Genomic DNA, 24414 nt, shown 5'->3' on the forward strand with positions numbered 1-24414 from the left:
TTGACAGATATAGTCACTAAACTGAGAATGTGCTGCATGTCCTATTGTTTAAGTAAGGGAACCTATGCGCCGGCTTCGACCTGTCCCTATTGCTGCTTGCTTGCTACCTCTAGTCCTGACGGCGTGTGGCGACTCATCCACCGTTGAAGATCCCCGCACGCATGCTCCTCTGGTGAGGTCCTCTGCGGTTCAGGGTTCGTCCGACGTTTCACGCTCTTTCACAGGTGTCGTGGCTGCCCGCGTCCAGGGTGACCTGGGTTTTCGGGTATCAGGCAAGATACTTGAGCGTCTAGTTGACACGGGGCAGACCGTTAAGCGGGGTCAGCCGCTCATGCGTCTCGACCCAATCGACCTCGGCTTGCAGGCGCGAGCACAGCAAGAGTTGGTCATAGCCGCCCGGGCCCGGGCCAAGCAGACAATTGATGACGAGGCCCGATATCGCGACCTGGTCGCCGCCGGGGCCATTTCTGCATCGGCGTACGACCAGGTCAAAGCCGCGGCGGATACTGCAAAAGCGCAGCTCAGCGCTGCTGAAGCGCAGGCTGACGTGGCTCGCAATGCTTCTGGTTATGCGGTGTTGTTGGCTGATTCCGACGGAGTGGTGGTGGAGACGCTCGCCGAGCCCGGGCAAGTCGTCAACCCGGGGCAGCCTGTGGTTCGACTGGCGCGGGCCGGGCAGCGCGAAGCCATCGTGCATCTGCCCGAGACGCTACGCCCAACAGCAGGATCCACCGCGCAGGCGACGCTTTACGGCAACACCATGGGTACTGTTACAGCGAAACTGCGGCTGCTTTCTGACTCGGCCGACGGTATGACACGCACCTTTGAGGCGCGGTATGTGCTTGAGGGCGCGTTGGCCAATGCGCCGTTAGGTTCGACCGTCACTCTTCGGATCGCCGAACGCAGCGCAAATGGACAGGTGCTACAAGTGCCGATCGCTGCTGTTTATGACCCAGGTAAAGGCACTGGCGTGTGGGTCATTACTGGCGAACCAGCGAAGGTGACCTGGCGACCTGTTCGGGTCTTGGGCTTGAGCGATGACGCGGCGCGAGTTGCAGGCGATCTCAAGGTCGGCGAACAGATTGTCGCGTTAGGTGCACATCTACTGCGCGATGGCGAGGAGGTGAGACTGGCCCAACAGGGTAACGTCAAAGTCGCCGGGAGCCATCCATGAGCCAGGGGCGTTTCAATCTTTCGGCGATCGCCGTTCGCGAACGCTCGATCACGGTATTCCTGATCTTCCTGATCGCTGTCGCAGGGATCCTGTCGTTTTTCCAACTGGGGCGTGCGGAAGATCCCCCGTTTACGGTCAAGCAACTGACGGTCATTACCGCGTGGCCGGGCGCTACGGCACAGGAGATGCAGGACCAGGTCGCAGAGCCACTTGAAAAACGCCTGCAAGAACTGAAATGGTACGACCGCACGGAAACCTACACCCGTCCAGGTCTCGCCTTCACCATGGTGACACTGCTCGATCGCACACCGCCCTCCCAGGTGCAGGAGGAGTTCTATCAGGCGCGTAAAAAGCTCGACGACGAGGCCAGCAAGCTACCGGCGGGTGTCATAGGCCCGATGGTCAACGACGAGTTTTCAGATGTGACATTTGCGCTTTTAGCCTTGAAAGCCAAAGGCGAGCCGCAGCGACTGTTGGTGCGTGATGCGGAGTCGTTGCGCCAGCGCCTGTTGCATGTACCGGGCGTGAAGAAGGTCAACATCATTGGTGAGCGGGCCGAACGCATCTTTGTTTCCTTCTCCCATGATCGGTTGGCCACCCTGGGCGTATCTCCTCAGGACATCTTTGCCGCGCTGAACAATCAGAACGTGCTCACGCCTGCTGGCTCAATTGAAACCAATGGGCCGCAAGTCTTCCTCCGTCTCGACGGTGCCTTCGACAAGGTACAGAAGATTCGTGACACACCTCTGGCGGTTCAAGGTCGAACACTGAAGCTCTCGGACGTGGCGACGGTCGAGCGTGGTTATGAAGATCCGGCCACCTTCCTCGTGCGTAATAACGGTGAGGAGGCCCTCTTACTGGGGATCGTCATGCGCGAAGGCTGGAACGGTCTTGACCTGGGCAAGGCACTGGACGCGCAGAGGAGCAAAATCAATGAAGGCATGCCGCTGGGCATGACACTCACCAAGGTCACCGATCAGTCTGTGAATATCAGTTCCGCCGTCGATGAGTTCATGATCAAGTTCTTCGTCGCCCTGCTGGTTGTGATGCTTGTCTGCTTTCTCAGCATGGGCTGGCATGTAGGTATTGTGGTGGCGGCGGCTGTGCCGCTGACGCTGGCCGTGGTGTTTGTGGTGATGGCGGCCACTGGAAAGAACTTTGACCGTATTACCCTCGGGTCGCTGATTCTGGCGCTTGGACTGCTGGTGGACGACGCCATCATTGCTATCGAGATGATGGTGGTGAAAATGGAGGAAGGCTACGACCGCATCAAGGCATCGGCGTACGCCTGGAGTCATACGGCCGCACCGATGCTTTCCGGTACGCTGGTGACCGCTATCGGCTTTTTGCCCAACGGCTTCGCACAGTCGACAGCCGGCGAGTACACCAGCAACATGTTCTGGATCGTGGGCATTGCCCTGATTGCCTCCTGGGTGGTTGCGGTGGCCTTTACCCCATATCTGGGCGTGAAGATGTTGCCGAAGATCAAGACGGTCGAGGGGGGTCACACGGCCATCTACAACACCCCTAATTACAACCGCTTCCGCCAGATTCTGACACGCGTCATCGCCCGTAAATGGCTGGTGGCCGGCACTGTTATCGCTACGTTTACCGTGGCGATCCTCGGCATGAGCCTGGTCAAGAAGCAGTTCTTCCCCACCTCGGACCGTCCAGAAGTCTTGATCGAAGTGCAAATGCCCTATGGAACCGCCATTGAGCAGACCAGCGCCACCACCGCCAAGATCGAGGCCTGGCTGCAAAAGCAGGCTGAAGCAAAAATCGTCACGGCCTATATCGGGCAAGGTGCGCCACGCTTCTACCTGGCGATGGCGCCGGAACTCCCTGACCCATCGTTCGCGAAGGTTGTGGTGCTGACGGACAGCCAGGAGGCACGTGAGGCCCTCAAGTTCCGTATTCGTGAGGCGGTGGCCGAAGGACTTGCCCCAGAAGCGCGTGTCAGGGTTACGCAGCTGGTGTTTGGTCCGTATTCACCTTTTCCTGTCGCCTATCGGGTGATGGGACCTGACCCAGCAAAATTGCGCGAGATCGCCGACCAGGTACAGGAAGTGATGCAGGCGAGCCCCATGATGAGAACCGTCAACACTGACTGGGGCCCGCTGACGCCGACACTGCATTTCACCCTGGATCAGGACCGCTTGCAGGCGGTGGGGCTGACGTCCAGCACTGTCGCGCAGCAGCTGCAATTCCTGCTCGCGGGGGTACCGATCACGGCAGTACGTGAGGACATTCGTTCGGTGCAGGTGATCGGGCGTGCTGCGGGTGATATCCGGCTCGACCCTGAAAAAATAGAAGGCTTTACGCTCGTGGGCACGGCGGGCCAGCGGATTCCGCTGTCCCAGGTAGGAGAAGTCGACGTCCGCATGGAGGATTCGCTCCTTCGGCGTCGTGACCGCACGCCGACCATTACCGTGCGCGGCGACATTGCCGAAGGTCTGCAGCCACCGGACGTCTCGAGTGTGATCATGAAGGAGCTGCAGCCGGTTATCGACAAGCTGCCTGATGGGTATCGTATCGAGCAGTCGGGAGCCATCGAGGAGTCGGGCAAGGCCGGCCAGGCCATATTGCCGCTGCTGCCGATCATGATTGCCGTCACGCTGCTGATCATCATCCTGCAAGTCCGTTCGATCTCGGCAATGATCATGGTGTTTTTTACCTCGCCGCTGGGATTGATTGGCGTGGTGCCGACATTGCTCATCTTCCAGCAACCGTTTGGTATCAACGCCCTGGTCGGCCTGATCGCACTTTCGGGCATTCTGATGCGTAATACGCTGATTTTGATTGGACAAATCCATCACAACGCACAAGAAGGACTGGATCCGTTCCATGCAGTGATCGAAGCCACAGTACAGCGTGCTCGCCCGGTGCTGCTGACAGCACTGGCAGCTATCCTGGCGTTCATCCCCCTGACTCACTCTGTCTTCTGGGGGACCCTGGCCTACACACTGATCGGAGGTACGTTCGTCGGAACCATCGTGACGCTGGTGTTCCTGCCGGCGATGTACTCAATCTGGTTCAAGATCAGCCCTGTCAATCAGAGGCAAACTGAAACAGCAGACTGATATAGCACGCGAACCGATTTGAAGAGAGGACGCCACCCCGTCCTCTCGTCGTTCACCTCATTACTCACGCACTCTCAATAGGTTTGGATTCGGTGGAGCTTGACGCGCAGTCTTGGCAACCCACCAATCAGCATAGCGTTGACCTTTTCGCCAATATTCGCTTGAACGCTACGAGTAAGCACCCGTTGGGGAACAAGCGATTTAATATCTGTCTTTCAATCTGGCTTTTAAGTACAGCAGGCATATTTAGAGAGTCGCTTACTTTCCCATATTTTGACTCATCAAACCATCCAAAACAGGCAATTGATTGGCCGCTTGCCATGCGCGAAAGTTTTTACAGCCTTCCACATTCACTTCAGCAGTATTGCTGCGCGAATCACAGATCATGGACCACTTCCGCTGCAACGTCGGATACTTGACGAACGCATCTTGGGTGGGTGGCTGGCAGCCGGACAAAGTGGCAACTGACATGATGACGGCGGCTAATTTCCAAGCCGTTGAATAATGTTTTTTTAATATCATGATTATCAGCACTCCAACCAAGGAGGCTCTCCAAACCTTGTTGGACGGATCTAACAACTGTCTCCAGTCGTTGAGGGCACATGAGAATCCTACGAACTGAATGGCTCTATTGCTAGATCCACTTTCAGGTCATTTGATAGATCCATTAAATTAATGGATTTCCCTCAAATACATGTCGCTCTCTCTGGAGCTGACGCTCAATCTGGTGGAAACGGCCCCAGCGGTACCGTATCAGGCCACCGCGCCGACCGATTTCTGATCACCGACGTCACCAATCAGAGCAAGAGGCTGTCGCCCCTGCAACTCACGTTCGAGAGGACAGCCTGTGACCTCCATGGGATCTGGATCGCCCCTGGAAGGCCAGGCCTATGTCAGTGTCGCGGTAATAACGGCCATCTCCATGAGCCAGCCGGACGCTGCTATCGATAATGAGCAGGAGTGCGTTGATCAGTGCAGTACGCCGGGCATTCATAGGCGAGGACAGGCGTCACTCCCTCACCGACCGAATGCTCGATTTTCACACTGACGGACGCTTGCTGCCAGGCAATGCCTCCGGACAAATGATCGATTGCAGGAGATACGATGAAGTCCTCAAAACACCTGGATAACGCGCTCGAGGCTGCCGGTTGTATTGAAGAAAAACTCAAGGCTGCGGTAGAGGCATGGCGGGCCGACATTGACCGTTTCGCTTCAAGTTATGAACTGAAGGGGGTCGATCACGAATTAAGGTGTCAGTACCGATGCAAAACTGACAATCGTATAGAACGTGATAGGGCCAAAGAGCAACGGCCTGACAGAATCGGAAAATGGATGGTCATTCTGATGACCACGGTGATAATAATTCTAACTGTTTTTAAACTACACATTGAAAGCCTTTAAAATTTTGGCAGTCCCTGCTGGTGCCAAGACCACCTGACATCAAGGTTTCAAAAACTCAACGTCAGTCGGCAAGCTTGTCTCTCTTGATCTGCGCTCACACCGTACACAGCAGTGAGCATTTGTGGGACGCGGCAAGGACGCCGCCATGGCCCCCCCTTCCCCTCGAAGCCCTCATGTTAAAACAATGTTTCCATGAGGCACACCCTGTGACAGCACGTGCGATACAAGAACACTACATCCAGAACTGAGAGCAGAGCCCCCTGCTCTCTGTACGACTGTGCGCGGCATACGTGTAGTTGCGCGCAATGAGCTAGGCCGTTTCCTACATTTTCACCGGAAGTGGCTGGCTATCTCACCCAGTGAGTTTGGATCGATGATTTGACCTGGTTAGCTGTCGTTGGCAGCACCTTCCCAAGTGGTCGTGATCTTCGAGGCCACGGTGTGCAGATAGCACATTGATCATCCCTAGTTCGCCCAGCATTCGGAAGCGCGAACAGTCGTCGACACCCTCGCCGATCGAATGCCCCAACCCCACCGTGACGGAGACCTACCGTCAGGTGGTGCCTCCTCGTCACGTCTGCATTGAGTAGGAGACACCATGAGTAGATCTATGGCTTTGTATAACGCGCTGTCAGACATCAGCGTACCACCGGAAAAAGCCAAAGCCGTCGTAGAGGCTTGGGAGGCCGAAGTGCGAAACATAGCAACGAAATCCGACTTGGTACGAGCGGAGAAGCAGTTGATCCAAAAAACCGTCGATCTGGGTCGAGAGCTGCGTGGCTCGACCCAAGAGATTAGCGACACGGTCAAAACCCATGGCGGGCAGATAAACACACTCAGCCAAGCGATTGTTACCCAGGGGATCGAGCTTCGTGCTGAGATCAAGGAGCAGGGCAACGATTTTCGGCTTGCGATGGAAAAACAAAGCAATGAGCTTCGCGCTGAAATCAAGGAGCAAGGCAGCGAGTTTCGACGTGCAATAGAAACACAAGGCCATGAATTCCGATTGTCGATGGAAAAGCAAGGCCATCAAACTGACACCGCAATCAAAGCACAGGAAACAGCACTAAACCAAATGGCTGTAAAGCATGAAAATGCTCTTGAACAGCAAGGTATCAAACTAGAGGCGGCCATCAAAAGCGTCGAGTCAAAATTCAAGTACGTGCACTGGCAGCTCAGCGTTATCGTCACTGTTGTCGTGGGTATAGGGATAAAAGTGGCTAATGATTTCCTCATTGGGAAATAGCTTCATGAGCCAAAGCTGTACTGCTCTGCCGGCAGGTTTCGGCCTGTGGTTTAAACGCTTTAAGACGTGGGCACTGTCCGCGTTGCTCTGATACACCACACTTTCTGCCCATGCGGGGAACACTCCCCGTCCGGGCGCAGTGTCTCTCCGTTTTGGGCTTTTCTGGAGAGACCTATGAAACTGGATTCACTCACACCGCAACAAGAAGCACTGCTCGACCTACCTGTCGTTTTCACGATTAAGGCTTGGAATGAAAGTGTTTACATAGCAAAGCCACTGAACATCGCCGAACAGGGCTGTCGCCTGACTGCTGTACTTCAGGCCATTCACGAAACCATCATCCAGGAGGCGTGGGACGATGAGCCTTTGTTCTTTGACGCCCCAAGTGCTACTGACAAAAACTGACGATCGTGTTTGTTACCCTTTGGCCTACGAGGAAAAGCCCCTTAAATATTTATCAATGCCGTCAGAGAAGGACACTCTAATGACACGTGCCATTACTATTCTCACCGAGAATTTTTCGGATTGGGAAACAGCCCTGATCAACTCCACCGGTCGTGGCTACTACGGCTTCGATACACGCTTCGCGACCTCAGGGGGCACCCAAGTCACCTCCTCTGGTGGGATGATCGTCACCCCACACCTGGCGATCGAAGCCATACAGCTCGATGAGCTCGACCTGCTGATCATCTGTGGGGGTACCGTTTGGCAGACCGATCAGGCCCCGAATATCACGGACCTGGTTATCGCGGCCCATGAAAGAAACATCATCCTCGCCGGCATTTGCGACGGTACCCGCGTGTTAGCACAATCGGGCGTGCTCGATAACCTGCGTCACACCTCCAACTCGGCTGAAAACCTGTCGAAACTGAATTACGGTGGAGCGGCTTACTATCAGGATGCCCCCTATGCGGTCGCCGATAAGCGCGTAATTACGGCGCCAGGTACCGCTCCGGTCAGTTTCATGGCTGAAATCCTATACACCTTGGGGATCGGTGACGAAAACCTCAAAGCCTACCTGGCAATGCACGCTGCCGAGCACCGCCGGCCCGCCTGGATATTGGGTACTTCAGTAGTAGGTGTCAGGCTCAAACGATAGAGGAACGCCTTGGAAGAGATCGTATTGGCCCATCCAAAATGGGTCTTGAGCAAGCGCGGCTAGGCACGTTCGCGCCGCTATAGTCGATTCTATTGCCGACCGTACTTCCAGGAGCTTTTCCCAGTGCCCGACATGCCGACCCATTTCGCTTACACAAAGCGCTTCAACGCCGTGCTCGCCTACATTGATGCCAATCTCGAAGGTGACCTGTCGGTGAGGACGTTGAGCCATGTGGCGAACTTTTCGGCGTTTCACTTCCATCGACAATTCACCGCGTTCGTTGGCGTGCCCGTCTCACGTTATGTGCAACTGATGCGACTACGACGTGCGGCACATCGCCTGGCCGCCCTCGCTGATCACTCGGTACTGGACGCCGCACTCGGTGCCGGCTTTGAAAGTCCCGAGGCATTTTGCCGGGCGTTCAGACGGGCATTCGGTACGACACCGAGTGCGTTCAGGAAGGAACCGAACTGGCAGGTCTGGAATGCGGTGTTCGCCATCCCTCACTTTTCCAGGACTATTGTCATGCAAATACGAATCGCAGATTTCCCTGAGGTCAAGGTAGCCGCGCTCGAGCACTGCGGACCACCCGGGCTCGTCAATGAGAGTGTGCGCAGGTTCATCGAGTGGCGCATGCAGAGCGGACAGTCGCCGGTAGCATCGAGTCGCAACTTTGGCATTCCCTATAACAACCCCGATACGACACCACCAGAAGCTTTCCGCTTCGCAATCTGCGGCGAGATTCACGAGGCCGTGGCGCCGAATGAGTTCGGCGTGCACGAGATCGTCATTCCTGCCGGTCGCTGTGTCGTGGTGCGGCACGTAGGGTCACCGGATCACATCGGCGAAACGATCTATCCGATTTACCGCGATTGGCTTCCTGCCAGTGGAGAGGAGCTTCGTGACCAGCCGCTGTTCTTCAATTACCTGAGCGTCTATCCCGAGACACCGCAGGATCAATGGCAAACAGATGTGTATGTTCCACTGCAATAGCAGAGCCAGCAGCCTTCGACCCTGAGCGGACGTTGACGAGTGTCCGTTCAGGGTCGCAAGCAGCTGGTCGTGGTAGGCAGCAATCGGCCGATGCTGTTGAAAACAGTAGCTCCCCTAGCGTTTGGAAAGTTTCGCCTTGGAATGCTATTTTCCAAGGCTTACTTCGCGAATCCCCACCCCAAAAATCCTTAATAAATAGCCGCCAATGGTCTTATCGGTTAGCGCCGATCTAGCCGTTCATACGCTGTTTTTTTACTCGATGGCAATGACGCCATTATCTCAGCACGGCAAGTTTCCAGTATTTCATCCGCGAGAGAGGAGTCATCCGGACACGCCCGCGACAACATGACGGCACCGATTGCATGGGCTAGCAGGTCGATCATTTTCGCTCGAACCTCTTGCTTCGTCGCATCCTGACCCGCGGCGTATTTTTCTTCGAGTACTGCGAGCGTGTTTTCAACGCCATTGGCAAAGGTCGCCTTCAAATCATCTGACTGACGGGCGGCGTCACCACACAGGGCGGCCATGGTACAACCCTCTCCCCGGCCATCTCTGTGATCCCTCGACACGTACAGATTTACAAATCCCGCAACGTCGAGATCGCTGGTACTCGAAAGGGATTTTGAAAGGCTGTTTTCCGCCGCTTCGGCCATCAAGTCTGCCTTGGAGCCGAAATGTTTGTAGAAGCCGCCCTGGGTAAAACCGGCAGTAGCCATGAGCTCCGCCACCCCCACACCATCGTAGCCACGCTCACGAAACAGCTCTGACGCTGTGTCCACGATATGAGCCCGGTTGGCGAGTGATTGTGTCTTGGTGATCTTCATTTCGAGCCCCTGCGCCTCCTGAACAATGGCCTGAATATACTATGATGTCGATCATAATCAAAACCATTGACAGCTTTGATTATGATCGACATCATAAAACCACGACCGCCTATCTCTGCGGTCATGCGGCGCAGATCGCCGTCTCTGATCAACGTGTATGGAATCGATATGAACGACAAAAGCTTGTTTGAACCCTACACACTAGGCTCGCTGACGCTTTCTAATAGAATTGTAATGGCGCCACTGACGCGAAATCGCGCGGGGACAGGCTTTGTTCCGAGTGAGCACGCTGCAACCTATTACAGCCAGAGAGCGTCGGCCGGCCTGCTGATTTCCGAGGCAGCCCAGATCTCGCAGCAAGGCCAGGGCTATCAAGATACGCCCGGTATCTATACACAGGCGCAGATCGAGGGCTGGCGCAAAGTCACCGACGCAGTTCATGCCAAAGGCGGACGCATTTTCTTGCAACTGTGGCATGTCGGGCGCGTATCCCACGTCGACCTTCAGAAAAACGGTGCTGCTCCGGTAGCGCCTTCTGCCCTGCAAGCCGCGACGAAGGTATTCGTCAACAACAGCTTCGCAGATGTCTCAGCCCCCCGAGCGCTAGATATCGAAGAGTTGCCTGGAATCGTTAATGACTTTCGCCGAGCGGCGGCAAACGCCATCGCTGCGGGATTTGACGGCGTAGAGATCCACGGCGCAAACGGCTATTTACTGGATCAATTCCTCAAGGACGGCTCCAACATTCGCACGGATACCTACGGTGGCTCGGTTGAAAACCGTGCGCGCTTGCTGCTCGAAGTTACTGCGGCAGTGGTGGACGAGATCGGTGCTGATCGAACAGGAATCCGTATTTCCCCAGTGTCACCCGCCAATGGCGTTTCAAGCAGTGATCCGCAGCAGCAGTTTGATTACGTCGTCGATCAGCTCGACGCCTTGGGCCTGGTTTACCTGCACGTGATTGAAGGTGCAACTGGAGGGCCGCGCAACGTCGCCCCTTTTGATTTTGGCTCCCTACGCCGGCGCTTCAAAAATACCTACATTGCCAACAACGGCTATGACCTGAATCTGGCGGCATCCCAACTCAAAGATGACAAGGCTGATCTGATTGCCTTCGGACGTCCGTTTATTGGCAACCCTGATTTGGTAGAGCGACTCAAGAGCAACGCGACCTTATCCACATTCGACCCTACGACGCTGTATGGCGGCGGTGCAGCGGGCTATATCGACTACCCGACGCTTGCCGAATCCAGCTCCGCACAGGGCTGAACAGCCATAGGCACTGAATCGCTTATCGACATCCATTCAAGAGCATCTATTACGGCATTTTTGAATGCCTGAACACCTTCGGCTCGTCTTATAGCGGCACGCTGGGGTGCGCATGTTGCCATCCCATTGAAACCATGAGAACTGAATCATGAAAGCCTTCCTGATCGACCGTTACGGCAAGAGTCATGGACGTATCGGCGAGGTACCGGAACCGGAACCGGGAATCAACGACGTCCTGGTTGAGGTGCATGCCAGCAGCGTCAACCTGCTGGATTTGAAGATCAGCAAAGGTGAATTCAAACTGATCCTGCCGTACAAATTCCCGCTGATCATGGGTAACGATTTAGCCGGCGTCGTCGTTCGCGTGGGGTCAGGCGTGCGCAACTTCAAGCCCGGTGATGAGGTCTATGCCCGCCCGCCCCAGGCGCGCATCGGAGGCTTTGCCGAGCTGATCGCGATTGAGGAAAGTGCCCTCGCACTGAAACCCCAAAATACCACCATGGAAGAAGCTGCTTCCCTGCCCCTGGTTGCGCTGACTGCCTGGCAGGTGCTGGTTGAAACAGCACGGTTGAAGAAGGGGCAAAAAGTCTTCATCCACGCAGGTTCCGGTGGAGTCGGCACAGTTGCCATCCAGCTTGCAAAACACCTGGGGGCTTTCGTTGCGACGACGACCAGCACCCGTAATGTGGATTGGGTCAAGGCGTTGGGAGCAGACGTCGTCATCGACTACAAGCAGCAAAACTTCGAAGAAGTCTTGCACGACTACGATGTTGTATTGAACAGCCTCGGCCCTGTCGAGCTGGAAAAATCACTCAGCATTCTCAAGCCTGGTGGTCAGCTTATCTCCATCTCCGGGCCACCGACGGCAGAGTTCGCAAAAGAACAAAAGCTGTTCTGGGGATTGGGTTGGGTAATGCGTCTGTTGAGCAGCGGCATACGCAGAAAAGCCCGCAAAAAAGACGTCAGATATGCGTTCGTGTTCATGCGCGCGAGCGGCGCTCAATTAGAAAAAATCACTGCGCTTGTCGAGTCCGGTGTGATCAAACCGGTGATCGACCGAACCGTCCCTTTCGAGTCAACGGCTGAGGCCTTGAGTTATGTGGAACGGGGCAGAGCCAAAGGCAAGGTGATCATCAAGCTCATATGACGACAACGGGCACTCGATCACTGAAGCTCAGGACGAGGGCGCATATCTCTTTCAGTTAGAGGTATGCGAGCAAGCTATAACCGAAAGCGACTCACGGACACACTGGAGTATCAAATGAAAACATCTTCCGAAAGAACCGCGATAGTGACCGGTGCATCATCCGGTATTGGTCAAGCTACTGCCGAGGCTCTGGTGCGTGCAGGGTATAGGGTATTTGGCACGAGTCGGAAGGCGGGGGGCAGTCCAACGCAGGTGTCCATGCTCACTTGCGATGTGACGGATGCTGACTCTGTCAATGCTCTCGTATCTACTGTGCTCTCGCAGACCGGGCGGATCGACCTTTTGGTCAATAATGCGGGGGTCGGCTTGCTGGGTGGTGCGGAGGAATTCTCGATCTCACAGGTGCAGGCATTGTTCGATGTCAATTTGTTTGGCGTCATCCGGATGACCAATGCGGTATTACCGTCGATGCGAGACCATAACCAAGGCCGCATCATCAATATCGGATCGATTCTAGGGTTGGTACCCGCGCCCTACTCCGCTCATTATTCAGCGGTCAAGCATGCTCTAGAAGGTTATTCGGAATCTCTTGATCACGAGGTACGTGCCTTCGATATTCGCGTCTCGGTCATCGAGCCCGCATTCGTGCGCACCGTCTTCGATCAAAACGGCGTTGAACCGGACTCGCAGTTGAAGGAGTACGATCAGGCTCGAGCCGGGTTCAGGGCATTGCTGGGCGAAGTGATGCCAAAAGCCGACCTTCCAGAAGTCGTGGCGGCGGTAGTAGTGAAAGCGGCGACCGATGTCCGCCCTCAGCATCGCTACACTGCCGGCAAGACAGCACAACAAATCAGTCTGTTGCGCCGCTTTGCCCCCGCAGGATTCTTCGACAAAACCTTACGTAAGCAATTCCGCCTTCCGGTCTGAAGCAAAAGGCCTGCGTTCGCCCAGACAAGGCATAGACCAGGGGTTTAAATGAGAAATCAACGGTGTCACCGTGTTGCAAGCTGTTCGGAAAGCAAACCAGCCAATCTTTTTTACCTTCAGGGCTGATTACCAAGCTTGCCAGGTCTCTATCGACTTTTTGAAATCACACCACTCATGTATTGATTTAAATCGCGCAGATCCTGAATCCTCCAAGCGAACGGCGATAGTTTCACACCATTCTCTCGCAATATTTTTGGAATCAAGTCGCCATTGGGGCGAAGTATTATCGATGAGACAATAACACCCGGATAATCACTTAGTCGTTTTTTGAAAGTCGATGTTGTGAGGTCGGCTGCAGGAGGATTGCTTTTATTAGCCAAGGGTCCTGTTCCTTTGAGATCTGCTCCGTGGCACATAGCACATCTCTGTGTATAGAGATTCTTCCCATTGGCATTATCGGCAAAGGACAGTGACGTTTGAATGAGCGATAAAATGCCTAGCGAAGCGACGAATAATATTTTCACTTTCATTTTTCATATGACCCTGTTGTATAAATCAGATCTGAATCGAGGGCACACCCGGAGGTGCCACTGCAACACTCAATTCTCTCAATCATCCCTTAAGAATCGCCGTCACCTGACGCCCCCCTAGCGCCACGGAAAAGATCGACAACAACACCAGCGTTGACCTGCGCCCGGATGCTGACCGGCACAAAGGTGGCGATTTTCTACAAGGAGCGCATTGGATTCAAATCATTTCACCTTGCTAGCAAGGCGGCGGGTGCCTTCATCGATCGGCTCGCACAGGCGGGGTTCGAGCGACAAGACAAGACCATTCTGCTCGCGAGGTTTCTGACCTCGTTTTTGCTTGCCATCTGGTTCATTGCCTAATCTCGGGAAAGATACATCCGCCATTGCGGACTAGCACCTTCAGCTCTTCGCTCACCTGCTTGGGGTTTTGACTTATCCGAGTAACGAACTCCTCGAGGTGCCGTGCGTATGACTTCGAATCGTGCTTCGCGCTCCAAAGCACGATGTTGAGCACGATGGGAATGAGGTCCAGGCCCTTCTCGGTCAGCGTGTAGAAATCCTTGCGCCTATCATCGGGATTGGGTGCCTTCGAGAGAATGCCTTGCCCCTCAAGAAAGGCAAGGCGGGAAGCCAGGACATTAGACGCGATTCCCTCTTCCGATTTCAGGAACTGGCCATACGTCTTCTTACCCACAAAAACGATGTCGCGAATGATCAGGAGCGACCAGCGGTCGCCGAAAATCTCCACGCCATAGTTCACTGCGCAATGGGACCGAACGTCTTCTTTAGAGGTTGTTTTCATGGCCTGATCCTAACATCGCTTGCATAGAGCAAGTAAACCCCTGCAATTCACTTGCTTTTTGCAAGTAAAACGACCAGCATGATTCGTACGCTGAGCGCAGTAGCACCAGCACGTTTCGTTTCTCACTGCTCAGAAGGGCCAATAACATGCTTGTTTTCGTCACTGGCGGCACCGGCCACGTCGGTTCGTACGTCATCCCCGACCTCATCGCAGCCGGTCACGAGGTTGTCGCCCTGGCAAGGTCCGACGCGTCCGCGGCAGCGGCGTCCGCGCTCGGCGCCAAGGTGCGTCGTGGAGATCTTGCCGACCTCAAAGGGCTCAAGGCGGCGGCGGTTGAGTGCGACGGCGTCATCCATCTCGGATACCGGGCCGAACTGCTTCCGTCCGGCGGGATCGCCGCCTTGGCCGAATCGGAACTCACGACCGTCCTCGCGTTCGGCGAGGCGCTGGCGGGCACGAATAAGCCACTGGTCGTTGCAGGCAGTATCGGCACGCCCATGAACGTGGGCAGGACGGCGCCTATCGGCGCACCGGTCAGTCTGGGCCGCCCGGCGACCGAGGATGATCCCGCGCTACCCAGCGGCCCGATCGATGCAGGCACTTTGTTGGCACGCAATATCGTGGAAACCGCCGTCGTGGGCCTCGCCGAGCGAGGTGTCAGATCGTCGGTCGTGCGGATTCCCACGCTCTTACACAGTGCGACCGGTCGCCTGCAGTTGATCATGCTCGCGAAAACAAAGGGTTTCGCCGGCTATCCGGGAGACGGCAAGAACCGCTGGCCCGCCGTGCACGTCCGCGATCTTGCCTCCTTGTTCCGTCTGGCGCTCGAGAAGGGGGCCGCAGGCAAGACCTGGCACGCGATCGGCGACGAGGGAATCCCGTTCCGCGAGATCGCCGAGGCTATCGCCGCTCGCCTGGGAATACCCGCCGTGAGCATCCCCGCGGACGAGCTGATGCTGCCCGGCTACTTCGGGTTCCTGGCGGCAGTGGCCACGCTAGACCTCCCCGCGTCGAACGCCATCACCCGCCAGGCTCTTGGCTGGGACCCCGTTCAGCCCGGTCTGATCGAGAACCTGGACAACGGCCATTACTTTCCGCCGGCTGACTTGAGCTGACGGCGGGGCACTGGTTCGCCAATGCGCCCGGCACAGTCCCCTAGCACCTTTCCCGCACCCCATCACCCACGAGGAGCACGCATATGCGCGTTTTTGTTACCGGCGGCACCGGCCATTCCGGTCCGTACATCATCTCCGATCTTATCGCCGCCGGCCATGAGGTCACGGCCCTGGCTCGGTCCGACAAGGCCGCCGCGGAGGCGGCTGCGCTCGGCGCCAAGGTACATCGCGGCAACCTCGAGGATCTCGACGGGCTCAAGGAGGCGGCCGCAGCCTCGGACGGCGTCATCCACCTCGCGCACCGGCAGGACTTGATTCCAACCGGCGGGATCAACGCCGTTGCGGTCGCGGAGCTTGAGATCATGCTCGCCTATGGCGAAGCACTGGCCGGAACCGGAAAGCCGTTGGTCGTGTCTGGAAGCGTCGGCTCGCCCGGGTGGGAGGGCCTGGGTCGGCCAGCCACCGAGGAGGATCCACCCCTTCCCGGCGGCGATCCGTACAAGAATACCCTGCGGGTTCGGAACATCGTGGAAACCACGGTGATCGGTCTCGCCGAAAAGGGCATACGGTCTTCGATCGTAAGGATTCCTGAGATCATGCACAGCTCCACCGATAACGCCGGTTTCCTTCCACTGTTGATCGGGCTGGCCAAGGAAAAGGGTGTCGTCGGCTACCCCGGAGACGGTGCCAACCGTTGGGGAGCCGTGCACGCCCGTGACCTCGCCACCGTGTTTCGCCTGGCGCTGGAGAAAGGCGCCGCGGGCAGAAGCTGGCATGCAATCGCCGACGTGGCTGTCCCGTACCGCCAGATCGCCGAAGCCATTGCCAGCCGGTTGAATCTGCCGGCCGTGCCTATTCCCGCGGACGTGCTGATGCTGCCTGGCTACTTCGGGTTCCTTGCGAATCTGGTCACGCTGGACACCCCGACATCGAACGCCATCACGCGCCGGGTTCTTGGCTGGGAACCGACCCAGCCCGGACTCTTCGCCGATCTTGATAACGGTCATTACTTCCCGGCCGTCTGATGAGGTGACGGCACATCGCTGGGTCGCACTGCACCCGGCGGGTGGCCGAGCCGAGACGGCGTAACCCGTCCAGAAAAGACGAAAAATACCTGATTTCAGAACGGAGACTGCACATGAGCACTATCAGCATCATCGGTTCCGGAGGCATGGCCACGGCGATCGCCGGCCGTATTGCCAAGGCCGGACACACCGTCGAGGTATTCAGCCGCGATCCCGCCAAGGCGCAGGCGTTTGCCGACAAGCTCGCATCCGGAGCGATCACAGGGGCTTACGGCGCCACTCCGGCGGGCGAGATCGTCATTCTCGCCGTACCGTACCCCAGTGCGGTGGCGGTACTGGCCGACTTCGGGAAAGCGCTCGATGGTAAGGTGATCATCGATATCACCAACCCGGTCGCTCCCGATCTCTCAGGCCTCGTTACCCCCCACGGCAGTTCCGGTGCGCAGGAGATCGCCAAGGGCGCCCCCGCCAGCGCGCATGTCGTCAAGGCGTTCAATACCCTCTTCGGCCAAGTACTTGCCAAGGACAAACGCCTCGACGCGTTCATCGCGGCGGACGATGCGCACGCCAAGGCGCGCGTCTCGACCTTCCTCGAGAGTCTCGGGCTGCGTCCGTTGGATGTCGGCGGCCTGCAGATGGCTCAGACGCTCGAGGCGCTCGGCCTGTTGATGATCGGCCTGGCCAAAAACGGCGCCGGCACCTGGGACATCGCCATGAAAGCCGATATCGGCTGAATCACCGACACCACGTCCTCACCAGCAGGTCCACGACGTGTCCGATCTGATCGGACACGTTCCCAGGTAAAGGAAATGGAGAGATTTCGATGAACACACAAGAGAATGTCCAGGCTGTGTAGAGTTTCTTTGCAGCCATGGGCCACGGCAATAAGCCAGGTCTGCTGGCGTTGTCTGCCGAAGATATCGACACGCAACGAGATGGCGTGAGCTGTTGGCGCTGATTGAAAACTGGCCCAGTCCATTCAAGAGATGCCGGGACCTACGGCTGAGCAGTCCAAACCGCCAACTCATAGCCATCTGGATCAATGAAGTGGAACCTGCTTCCGCCAGGGAACGAAAAGGTTTCGCGGGAAATAACAGCTCCCAAGGCTTTGAGCCGCTGCTGCGCCCCATCGAGATCATCCGAGTACAAGATGATCAAAGGGCCGCCGGGCCGAACGGGCTCTCCCGTAGTGAAGCCACCCGTAAGGCGACCATCACTGAATTCTGTATAGGCAGGGCCGTAATCGACGAATGTCCAGCCGAACGCCTCGCCGTAGAAGGCTTTGCTACGGGCGATGTCAGCGACATTGAACTCAATGTTGTCGATCTGTCGGTCTTTACCACGAACGCTCATGGGTGCCTCCTTGGCAGATGTCGAAAAGACGATAATAACGCATCGACCGTTGATGTAGCGTTGGAACACAAGTCCGAGTCGTTCACTACCGACCATGGCCGCGAAGCCATGCTGGTCATGGTCGAATGCAAACAGGTGGTCATGACAGTTGCCTCGGCGGCTCATGGCTGCACGCCTCTGGAGCGCTCAATGCCGCCCATCATCACGCGCCTGCTGGCGCTGCTTGTTCTTTGCCTGACGCTTGAGCCACCAGCCCAGGCCGACGCCTGCCCAACTGGCGAGAAACAGGTGTGCCTGGATGGCTGCCTCTGCCTGCCAGACCTGGGACCGCTGCTCGGCCCCCTGCCGGATGGCATCTACCAGATCGCGGCACCTGCCCTGGCGCTGTGGCTGACCCAAGCCCGCGCTGAAGCAGCCAAAGCCGACACCCACCCCATTCCAGCGCACATCCGGGAGCAACTGCTGCGCTGGTACCCCCCCAGCGTCCTCGATGCCGCGCTCTACAAAGTTGGCGACAGCGGCCAACTCAGTGCCGCCACGGCCATGCTGCAAAACCCCGACGTCGGTGCCGTGACGCTGATCGACATCATTATCTTCCGGGACGCTGAAACCGCAGAACAGAACGTCGCGCTCTGGGCTCACGAATTAAAGCATGTGCAGCAGTACCAGGAATGGGGGGTACAAGGATTTGCCCAACGCTATACACAAGACTTCAATGCGGTGGAGGCGCCGGCTTATGCCATACAGGCGCAGGTCAGACGGATGCTGCGCGAAGGGACTGACTGAAGGGTCGCGAAGCTACCAGTCATTTGTATCCATAAAATCATGGGAAGATCCCGAGATGAAAAAACCTGAAGATGCACCCGGTGCGTTCCAAGCGGCCTGGAACGACCACGACATGGCGGCTCTCAGTAGCCTGTTCGATCAAGAGGCGACGTTCGTGAATCGCTTCGGCCACTATGTCCGGGGCATTGAAGAGATCGTGGCGCTCCACGCGCCCATTCACGAAACGATCTATCGTGACTCTACGCTCCAGAACGAACTCATCGATATTGCTCATATCGCCGACGGGGTGGTTGTCATGCATTTCTGGAGTCGCCTGACGGCCGGCACCGCTCACCCGGCCGGACCACACAGGGTGGATACGCTGATTCTCGCGGTGCTGACGAGACAGAACGAGATCTGGCGCATTCGAGCGCTGGAGAATGTGACCCTGACAAACCCGCGGACCGGTGAGGCGATCCTGCGCGATGGATGAACGCGGACCAACTGCGGTTCCCAAGGAGTAGTCAATGAAACCCCGCAGCTTGGGCGCCAGCCGACAAACTGGGTCGCGGTCACGCGCGCTCATTGCTCGATGGGTTGAGTGTAGCGATCCTGGATGCGCTTCAGTTCGCCCGAGTGGCGTAGTTGCTCCAGAGCGCTGGCCCAGGCAGCTACCAGCTTGTCGTCACAGTCGCGGCTGAAGGCGATGTATAGCGATGAGCGATAGAGCTCGATGGGAATCTGCCGCAGTGTGCCCGGGGCGATGTTCAACTGGCGACTGTAGTAAGCCACCCCCGCAGCGGTGTCGCCGACGATGATGTTGGTGCGCCCGGCGAGCAGCATGCGATAGAGCTGCCGACTCTCGGTGGCAGCTTTTTCGAGGTTGTTGAAGCCCCGCGACTGCAGAACCTCGGGTATCAGGCCTGCCTGTCTCGTGGTAATCCGGGGCGCGTGCCTAAGCTCCTCCAGGGAGTTCACCGGCTGCTGAGCATTGGCAAGCTGATAGGGGTAAATGGACTCTTCCACGATCGGCCCGACCCACTTGTATAGCGGTTCGCGCTCCGCCGTGCGGAATAGGGAATACATGATGGTCTTGGGCCGGGTCGTCAATGCGCGGGTGCTTCGCATACTGGGCAGCAGCAGCACCTCGAAGTTATCCCCGGTCAGCGCCATGATGCCCCGGACGATCTCCGTGGACATGCCCGTGAGCTGATTGTTTTCCTGATAGTTGTACGGCGCCCACTCCTCGGTAACGACCTGATACTGCTCGGCCCTGACGGGACTGCCGAGTAATAGCCAGAGCAGCGCTGCAGTGAGTGTCGAATGCTTCACGTGTTCTGCCTGGTGGACTGTGCGCTGATCTGGGGTGGATCAGGTTGAAAGGGTAAAATCAGTATAGCCCCTGACACACGAGCAACGCCTGATGCAGTCCCGTAAATCGTCAACACGGCGATTGAAGCCTACCTCGACAAGCGATTCAGGATAATAAACAACCGCTATCAGTTCGAAATTGGCGCTATTCAAAAACGGCCTAACATACGCTGATGATTGGCTGGACGAGCCAATTTTCGTTGCTAGTGTTACCCGTAGAGATACACTCCAAGGCTGCCGTACCTCTGCAGAAGCACAAATACCAGCAGTAAAAACAGACTGGCACATAAAAACCTACTTATCGCCTTTTGCCAATGCCATTCATCCTTGAGTAAGCATCATAAATAGACCGCTACGTTTTCATTAGTTGCAACCGGCACACAAAAAAAACCAACAGTTCGCCATTTACTTTTGGAAAAGACCAAGGAGTAGGTTCATGGCAGCGTCTAATGGCAAAAGGACCAAGACTGACCTTTTCAAAGAATCGCATTATAGATCACGGGGACGGGCCCTGCTGCTGGCAGCAGTACTATTGCTGGTCAATATCATAGGCCTGTGGTTCATCTGGGCGGTGGCCGAACTTGATGGCAATATTTTATTGCTTGTGGCGGTACTCGCGGCCTTCACCACGCTAATCGCTGGCACCCCGCTCATCATGTTTCTGAGCCTAGGCTGGTTTTCCCGCTACAACGAATTCCAGAACAGCTTGAAAGGTGGCGCCCTGGCGGCCTATCTGCAACGGTTCTGGTCGCCTGACCTCATCCATTCACTTCAGGACAAAGGATTGCTGGATGAGAATGTCCCAGGAGATCGTTGGCGAGTATCCGCCGATGAGAACCCGTTACTCTGCGAGCGTCTGTTTGCGAGGATATACCACGAACAATATGGACTGGTGCCATTTATTGTCCCCTTCATCATTCTCCTGGCGGTAGCGTATGCAGCGGCCGCGGTGGTGGCCAGTAATTATGTCACCCAGAACTGCCCGCCCACGCTGCAAGTTGCATGCATCTATAATCTTGGCAGTCCACTGCTGGTGAGTTCGCTGGCGGGCGCTTTCATGTTTGTCGTCAGCGACTCCGTTCTTAGCATCCGCCGCAAGTCCTTGAACACTTCCGATGTGTATTGGTATTCCCTACGCTTGTTTCTCGCCATACCGATTGCCTTGGTGATCGCAAATACTGGCGGAGAAAAGAGTACACATATCGTCACCGCCTTTGCCCTCGGTACCCTTCCGCTGGATACGCTGATGAAGATCGTGCGCAGAATGGGCTTCCCACAACTCACCGAACAGGACAAGCAGGACGGCAGCTCGGATAAGTTGCTGGTCCTGGAAGGTGTGACCCTGCCAGTGGTGGCAACGCTGGAAGCAGAGGGCATCAACTCCATCGAGCAGGTCGCCACGGCAGATCCGGTGTTGCTCTCAATCCGCACGGGATTCCCCTTCAGGTTCACATTACGCCTGGGGTCCCAGGCCATCGTGCGGCGCCATCTGGGAGAGAACGCCGCCAAACTGCTGCCAGTGGGACTGGCGGATGTCGTCCCGGTCTACCTGCTGGTGCAGGCACTCGGCACTGAGCCAAACGCCGGCTCCCCCGGGCCGTTTCCGTTGATTGAGACACCCGAACTGATCATCCAGAACGCTGCCGCCCGCCTCTTCCCCGATGAAGACGAGGCCCAGCGTCAGGCCATTACCAAAATGAAATTTCGGCAAATTGCGGCTGAGGAATACACGGCGATGCTGGCACGGATCACGCCACCCGATATCGGGCTGTAGGGAGCGTGAGAAGGCACTTCGCAAGACAGACAATTGATCACTGACGGTGAAAACCATGAATCAAATTGAACATGTCGTCGTTGTCATGCTGGAAAACCGCTCGCTGGATACGATGCTCGGCTGGCTCTACCCAAATGACCGCCCACCGGCGCATGTCTTGCCGGCGACCAGCGCCGCTCAATTTGACGGCCTGCAACCTGACATGTTCAACCCCTGCTCGAACTCCACGCCTGCGCGTCATGTTGCAGTGACTCCGCAGGCCAGCAGTTTTCAGGTTCCAGATCCCGACCCGCAGGAAACCTTTGCCAACGTCACCTACCAGTTGTTCAGAGACGGTTCAGTCAGCGCCGACAATACGCCGCCGATGGGTTTTGTCGACAATTACGCCACCACGAAAACCGCCAACCCCGATCAGATCATGCAGTGCTACAGCCCGGCGCAGCTGCCGGTATTGGCCGAGTTGGCACGCGCTTATGCGGTTTCCGATGCCTGGTTCGCCTCCGTGCCCAGCCAGACCTGGCCTAACCGCGCCTTTGCTCACGCCGGGACGTCCAATGGCAATGTGGACAACGGCACGCCTCCTGACCCATTCGCCTGGGATGTGCCGACCATCTTCAATGTCCTGGGATCGATCGGATGCAGTTGGGGCGTCTACAGCAATACCATCCTGACCCCCTCGCTGACCCGGACGATGTTCCCGAAATTGTGGGACCCCATGCTGAGTCCCCACTTCAGAGGTTTTTCCGCGTTTCTGGATGCGTGCCAGACCAACTCGCTGCCACGCTATTCGTTTATCGAGCCCAGCTTTCTGGTCGACCCTAACGACCAGCATCCCCCTCACGATGTTCAAGCGGGTGAAGCCTTTCTGTATTCAATCTGGAACGCCGTCAGTACGTCGAAGGGCTGGAACCAGACCTTGCTCATCATCACATACGATGAGCACGGTGGTTGTTTCGACCATGTCACCCCGCCATTCAATGCAGCGCCACCTGATCAGGCCCGCCCGCTCGACGGCAGTGGCTTCGACTTCACGCGTTTTGGCGTACGCGTGCCAGCAGTGGTGATCTCACCCTATATCCGGGCCGGTACGGTATTCAGATCGGACACCCCGAATGCACCGTACGATCACACCAGCATTCTGGCCACCTTGCGCGACTGGATCGGCATCCCGGCACAAGAGATGCTCACCAGCAAGCGGATCGCGAATGCGCCGACGCTCAATCAATTGCTCACCCTGAGTACACCTCGGGTTGATTTACCCTCCATACCGGCGCCGACGGTCAACACCTTCGCGCAGCCATCGCTGGCTGTGGCACTCAACGACCTTCAAAAAAGCCTGATCACCGGTTCCGCAAAACGCTTCGGGCTCGACCCGGCAGCGACACTGCAGACGGTTGCTACTCGACAAAATGCCGTTGATTTCTTCACAAGACGGATCACTCACGCACATTCTTAGAGCGACCAATGGGCTCGGTGCCGGATGGGCAAGCCGTCAATGGCGGCGGTTGACAGGGCTCTGATATTTGAACGGGAAGCAGTGCTTCCCGTTCCGCTGGAGGCATGCCTGCGACAGCGCATGATCTTCGCAGGTTGACCCGGCCACAGCCACGCTCAAAACACCAACTTGTACCCGATGGAAAACAGCATGACCGCCAGGAACGGCCGCAGGACACCATCGGGCACTCGTCCCGCCAGATGGCTGCCGATATAGATCCCCGGCAGCGAACCCATCAGCAGGAAGCCCAGCAGCTCCCAGTTCATATTGCCCATGCTCGCGTGCCCCAGGCCGGCAACCAGGGTCAGCGGCACCGCGTGGGCGATTTCCGTACCCACCAGGCGCCGGGTCGGCAGGAACGGATAGAGGATAAACAAGGCCACCGTGCCCAAGGCACCGGCGCCGATGGAGGTCAGGGCGACCATGGTACCGAGGGTCAGGCCGGTCACTAGCGTCAGCCCGTTCAACTTCGAGTCACTGATCTGCGCATGATCGACACCACGTCGATGAGCAAACGCCAGCAACTTGTTCTTGAACAGCACCGCCAGTGCTGTCAGCAACAGTACAAAACCCAGCGACTGCTTGATGACGCTGTTCAAGGCTTCAGGCGCGGTGTGCAAGCTGCTCAGGAACCACAAGGTCAACAACACCGCCGGTACGCTGCCCAGGGTCAGCCAGCCGGTAATCTTCCAGTCGATATTGTCGTTCTTCCGGTGGACCAGAACGCCGCCGGACTTGGTGATCGCGGCGTAGAGCAGGTCGGTGCCCACGGCCGTGGCCGGGTTGATACCGAACCACAGCAGGATCGGCGTCATCAACGAGCCGCCACCGACGCCGGTCATCCCGACAATAAAACCGACCACCAGGCCTGCAACGACAAACCCGAAATTACCGACATCCATTAGCTAGCCCTGTGAATTCAGCGCGACCACAAAAAATCTGGCGGGCAGCATAGCGGCTAACGTTATGACTCTTTATATAAATATAATCTAACGTTATAACCATCGTGCCATGCGAACGGTGT

25 protein-coding genes are annotated in these 24414 nt (G+C 56.8%); 18 read left to right on the plus strand and 7 right to left on the minus strand.

Going from position 1 to position 24414, the window contains the following annotated elements; genetic code table 11:
* Positions 1 to 64: 64 nt before the first annotated feature.
* Positions 65 to 1174, plus strand: a complete 1110-nt coding sequence (locus M5B96_RS22970; RefSeq protein WP_248799292.1) for an efflux RND transporter periplasmic adaptor subunit — start codon at positions 65 to 67, stop codon at positions 1172 to 1174.
* Positions 1171 to 4254, plus strand: coding sequence for an efflux RND transporter permease subunit (locus M5B96_RS22975; protein WP_248799293.1), 3084 nt, complete (start codon positions 1171 to 1173; stop codon positions 4252 to 4254). Before M5B96_RS22970 ends, M5B96_RS22975 begins: the two co-directional genes overlap by 4 nt.
* A gap of 258 nt (positions 4255 to 4512) precedes the next feature.
* On the opposite strand, the gene M5B96_RS22980 is transcribed toward M5B96_RS22975, so the two are convergent.
* Positions 4513 to 4788 carry a hypothetical protein gene (locus tag M5B96_RS22980; RefSeq protein WP_248799357.1) on the minus strand — a complete coding sequence of 92 codons (276 nt, stop codon included), beginning with the start codon at positions 4786 to 4788 and terminating at the stop codon, positions 4513 to 4515.
* Between the two features lie 570 nt (positions 4789 to 5358).
* On the opposite strand from M5B96_RS22980, the gene M5B96_RS22985 reads away from it, so the two are divergent.
* From M5B96_RS22985 to M5B96_RS23005, 5 genes are all read left to right on the plus strand, one after another.
* Complete coding sequence (locus M5B96_RS22985) at positions 5359 to 5655, plus strand: hypothetical protein (protein ID WP_248799294.1); 297 nt, start codon at positions 5359 to 5361, stop codon at positions 5653 to 5655.
* Between the two features lie 598 nt (positions 5656 to 6253).
* Positions 6254 to 6901: a hypothetical protein gene (locus tag M5B96_RS22990; protein WP_248799295.1), complete on the plus strand. Its 648-nt coding sequence runs from the start codon at positions 6254 to 6256 to the stop codon at positions 6899 to 6901.
* A gap of 174 nt (positions 6902 to 7075) precedes the next feature.
* On the plus strand, positions 7076 to 7306 hold the full coding sequence (locus tag M5B96_RS22995) for a hypothetical protein (protein ID WP_248799296.1): 231 nt from the start codon (positions 7076 to 7078) through the stop codon (positions 7304 to 7306).
* A 79-nt stretch (positions 7307 to 7385) separates the two neighbouring features.
* Positions 7386 to 8000, plus strand: a complete 615-nt coding sequence (locus tag M5B96_RS23000; protein ID WP_248799297.1) for a type 1 glutamine amidotransferase family protein — start codon at positions 7386 to 7388, stop codon at positions 7998 to 8000.
* Positions 8001 to 8123: 123 nt separating this feature from the next.
* Positions 8124 to 8993 (plus strand): AraC family transcriptional regulator, encoded by an 870-nt coding sequence (locus M5B96_RS23005; RefSeq protein WP_248799298.1) that lies wholly within the window; start codon positions 8124 to 8126, stop codon positions 8991 to 8993.
* Positions 8994 to 9211: 218 nt separating this feature from the next.
* On the opposite strand, the gene M5B96_RS23010 is transcribed toward M5B96_RS23005, so the two are convergent.
* The gene (locus M5B96_RS23010) at positions 9212 to 9817 is read right to left on the minus strand and encodes a TetR/AcrR family transcriptional regulator (protein ID WP_248799299.1); all 606 of its coding nucleotides are present in this window, start codon (positions 9815 to 9817) and stop codon (positions 9212 to 9214) included.
* Positions 9818 to 9985: 168 nt separating this feature from the next.
* Between M5B96_RS23010 and M5B96_RS23015 the strand changes: the two genes are divergently transcribed.
* The 3 genes from M5B96_RS23015 (at position 9986) to M5B96_RS23025 (ending at position 13160) form a co-directional block, all read left to right on the plus strand.
* Entirely contained in the window at positions 9986 to 11086 is a 1101-nt protein-coding gene (locus M5B96_RS23015) for an alkene reductase (protein ID WP_248799300.1), read from the plus strand.
* Positions 11087 to 11234: 148 nt separating this feature from the next.
* Positions 11235 to 12233 carry an NADP-dependent oxidoreductase gene (locus M5B96_RS23020; protein ID WP_248799301.1) on the plus strand — a complete coding sequence of 333 codons (999 nt, stop codon included), beginning with the start codon at positions 11235 to 11237 and terminating at the stop codon, positions 12231 to 12233.
* A gap of 114 nt (positions 12234 to 12347) precedes the next feature.
* Positions 12348 to 13160 carry an oxidoreductase gene (locus tag M5B96_RS23025; RefSeq protein ID WP_248799302.1) on the plus strand — a complete coding sequence of 271 codons (813 nt, stop codon included), beginning with the start codon at positions 12348 to 12350 and terminating at the stop codon, positions 13158 to 13160.
* Positions 13161 to 13306: 146 nt separating this feature from the next.
* On the opposite strand, the gene M5B96_RS23030 is transcribed toward M5B96_RS23025, so the two are convergent.
* Positions 13307 to 13690 (minus strand): c-type cytochrome, encoded by a 384-nt coding sequence (locus M5B96_RS23030; RefSeq protein ID WP_248799303.1) that lies wholly within the window; start codon positions 13688 to 13690, stop codon positions 13307 to 13309.
* 168 nt (positions 13691 to 13858) lie between these two features.
* On the opposite strand from M5B96_RS23030, the gene M5B96_RS23035 reads away from it, so the two are divergent.
* Entirely contained in the window at positions 13859 to 14050 is a 192-nt protein-coding gene (locus tag M5B96_RS23035) for a hypothetical protein (RefSeq protein WP_248799304.1), read from the plus strand.
* On the opposite strand, the gene M5B96_RS23040 is transcribed toward M5B96_RS23035, so the two are convergent.
* Positions 14040 to 14492 carry a winged helix-turn-helix transcriptional regulator gene (locus M5B96_RS23040; RefSeq protein WP_248799305.1) on the minus strand — a complete coding sequence of 151 codons (453 nt, stop codon included), beginning with the start codon at positions 14490 to 14492 and terminating at the stop codon, positions 14040 to 14042. The genes M5B96_RS23035 and M5B96_RS23040 overlap by 11 nt on opposite strands.
* A gap of 146 nt (positions 14493 to 14638) precedes the next feature.
* Here M5B96_RS23040 and M5B96_RS23045 point away from each other — a divergent pair, with 146 nt between their 5' ends.
* The 3 genes from M5B96_RS23045 to M5B96_RS23055 all read left to right on the plus strand — a co-directional run bounded on the left by M5B96_RS23045 (position 14639) and on the right by M5B96_RS23055 (position 17366).
* Positions 14639 to 15607, plus strand: a complete 969-nt coding sequence (locus M5B96_RS23045) for an SDR family oxidoreductase (RefSeq protein ID WP_248799306.1) — start codon at positions 14639 to 14641, stop codon at positions 15605 to 15607.
* A gap of 83 nt (positions 15608 to 15690) precedes the next feature.
* Positions 15691 to 16632: an SDR family oxidoreductase gene (locus M5B96_RS23050; protein WP_248799307.1), complete on the plus strand. Its 942-nt coding sequence runs from the start codon at positions 15691 to 15693 to the stop codon at positions 16630 to 16632.
* Between the two features lie 113 nt (positions 16633 to 16745).
* Positions 16746 to 17366, plus strand: a complete 621-nt coding sequence (locus tag M5B96_RS23055) for an NADPH-dependent F420 reductase (RefSeq protein WP_248799308.1) — start codon at positions 16746 to 16748, stop codon at positions 17364 to 17366.
* Positions 17367 to 17628: 262 nt separating this feature from the next.
* Here M5B96_RS23055 and M5B96_RS23060 read toward each other — a convergent pair whose 3' ends face one another.
* Positions 17629 to 17985 (minus strand): VOC family protein, encoded by a 357-nt coding sequence (locus tag M5B96_RS23060; protein ID WP_248799358.1) that lies wholly within the window; start codon positions 17983 to 17985, stop codon positions 17629 to 17631.
* A gap of 189 nt (positions 17986 to 18174) precedes the next feature.
* On the opposite strand from M5B96_RS23060, the gene M5B96_RS23065 reads away from it, so the two are divergent.
* On the plus strand, positions 18175 to 18771 hold the full coding sequence (locus tag M5B96_RS23065; RefSeq protein ID WP_248799309.1) for a DUF4157 domain-containing protein: 597 nt from the start codon (positions 18175 to 18177) through the stop codon (positions 18769 to 18771).
* Positions 18772 to 18826: 55 nt separating this feature from the next.
* Positions 18827 to 19243: an SgcJ/EcaC family oxidoreductase gene (locus M5B96_RS23070; protein WP_248799310.1), complete on the plus strand. Its 417-nt coding sequence runs from the start codon at positions 18827 to 18829 to the stop codon at positions 19241 to 19243.
* 89 nt (positions 19244 to 19332) lie between these two features.
* Here the strand turns inward: M5B96_RS23070 and M5B96_RS23075 are convergent, their stop codons facing one another.
* On the minus strand, positions 19333 to 20082 hold the full coding sequence (locus M5B96_RS23075; protein WP_248799311.1) for a substrate-binding periplasmic protein: 750 nt from the start codon (positions 20080 to 20082) through the stop codon (positions 19333 to 19335).
* 475 nt (positions 20083 to 20557) lie between these two features.
* On the opposite strand from M5B96_RS23075, the gene M5B96_RS23080 reads away from it, so the two are divergent.
* Complete coding sequence (locus tag M5B96_RS23080) at positions 20558 to 21895, plus strand: hypothetical protein (protein ID WP_248799312.1); 1338 nt, start codon at positions 20558 to 20560, stop codon at positions 21893 to 21895.
* Positions 21896 to 21950: 55 nt separating this feature from the next.
* Positions 21951 to 23351: an alkaline phosphatase family protein gene (locus M5B96_RS23085; RefSeq protein ID WP_248799313.1), complete on the plus strand. Its 1401-nt coding sequence runs from the start codon at positions 21951 to 21953 to the stop codon at positions 23349 to 23351.
* A gap of 155 nt (positions 23352 to 23506) precedes the next feature.
* Here M5B96_RS23085 and M5B96_RS23090 read toward each other — a convergent pair whose 3' ends face one another.
* Entirely contained in the window at positions 23507 to 24292 is a 786-nt protein-coding gene (locus tag M5B96_RS23090; protein WP_248799314.1) for a sulfite exporter TauE/SafE family protein, read from the minus strand.
* Between the last annotated feature and the right edge of the window lie 122 nt (positions 24293 to 24414).

This window comes from Pseudomonas sp. MWU13-2105, from assembly GCF_023242315.1.
In the GTDB taxonomy this organism is placed as follows: Bacteria; Pseudomonadota; Gammaproteobacteria; order Pseudomonadales; family Pseudomonadaceae; genus Aquipseudomonas.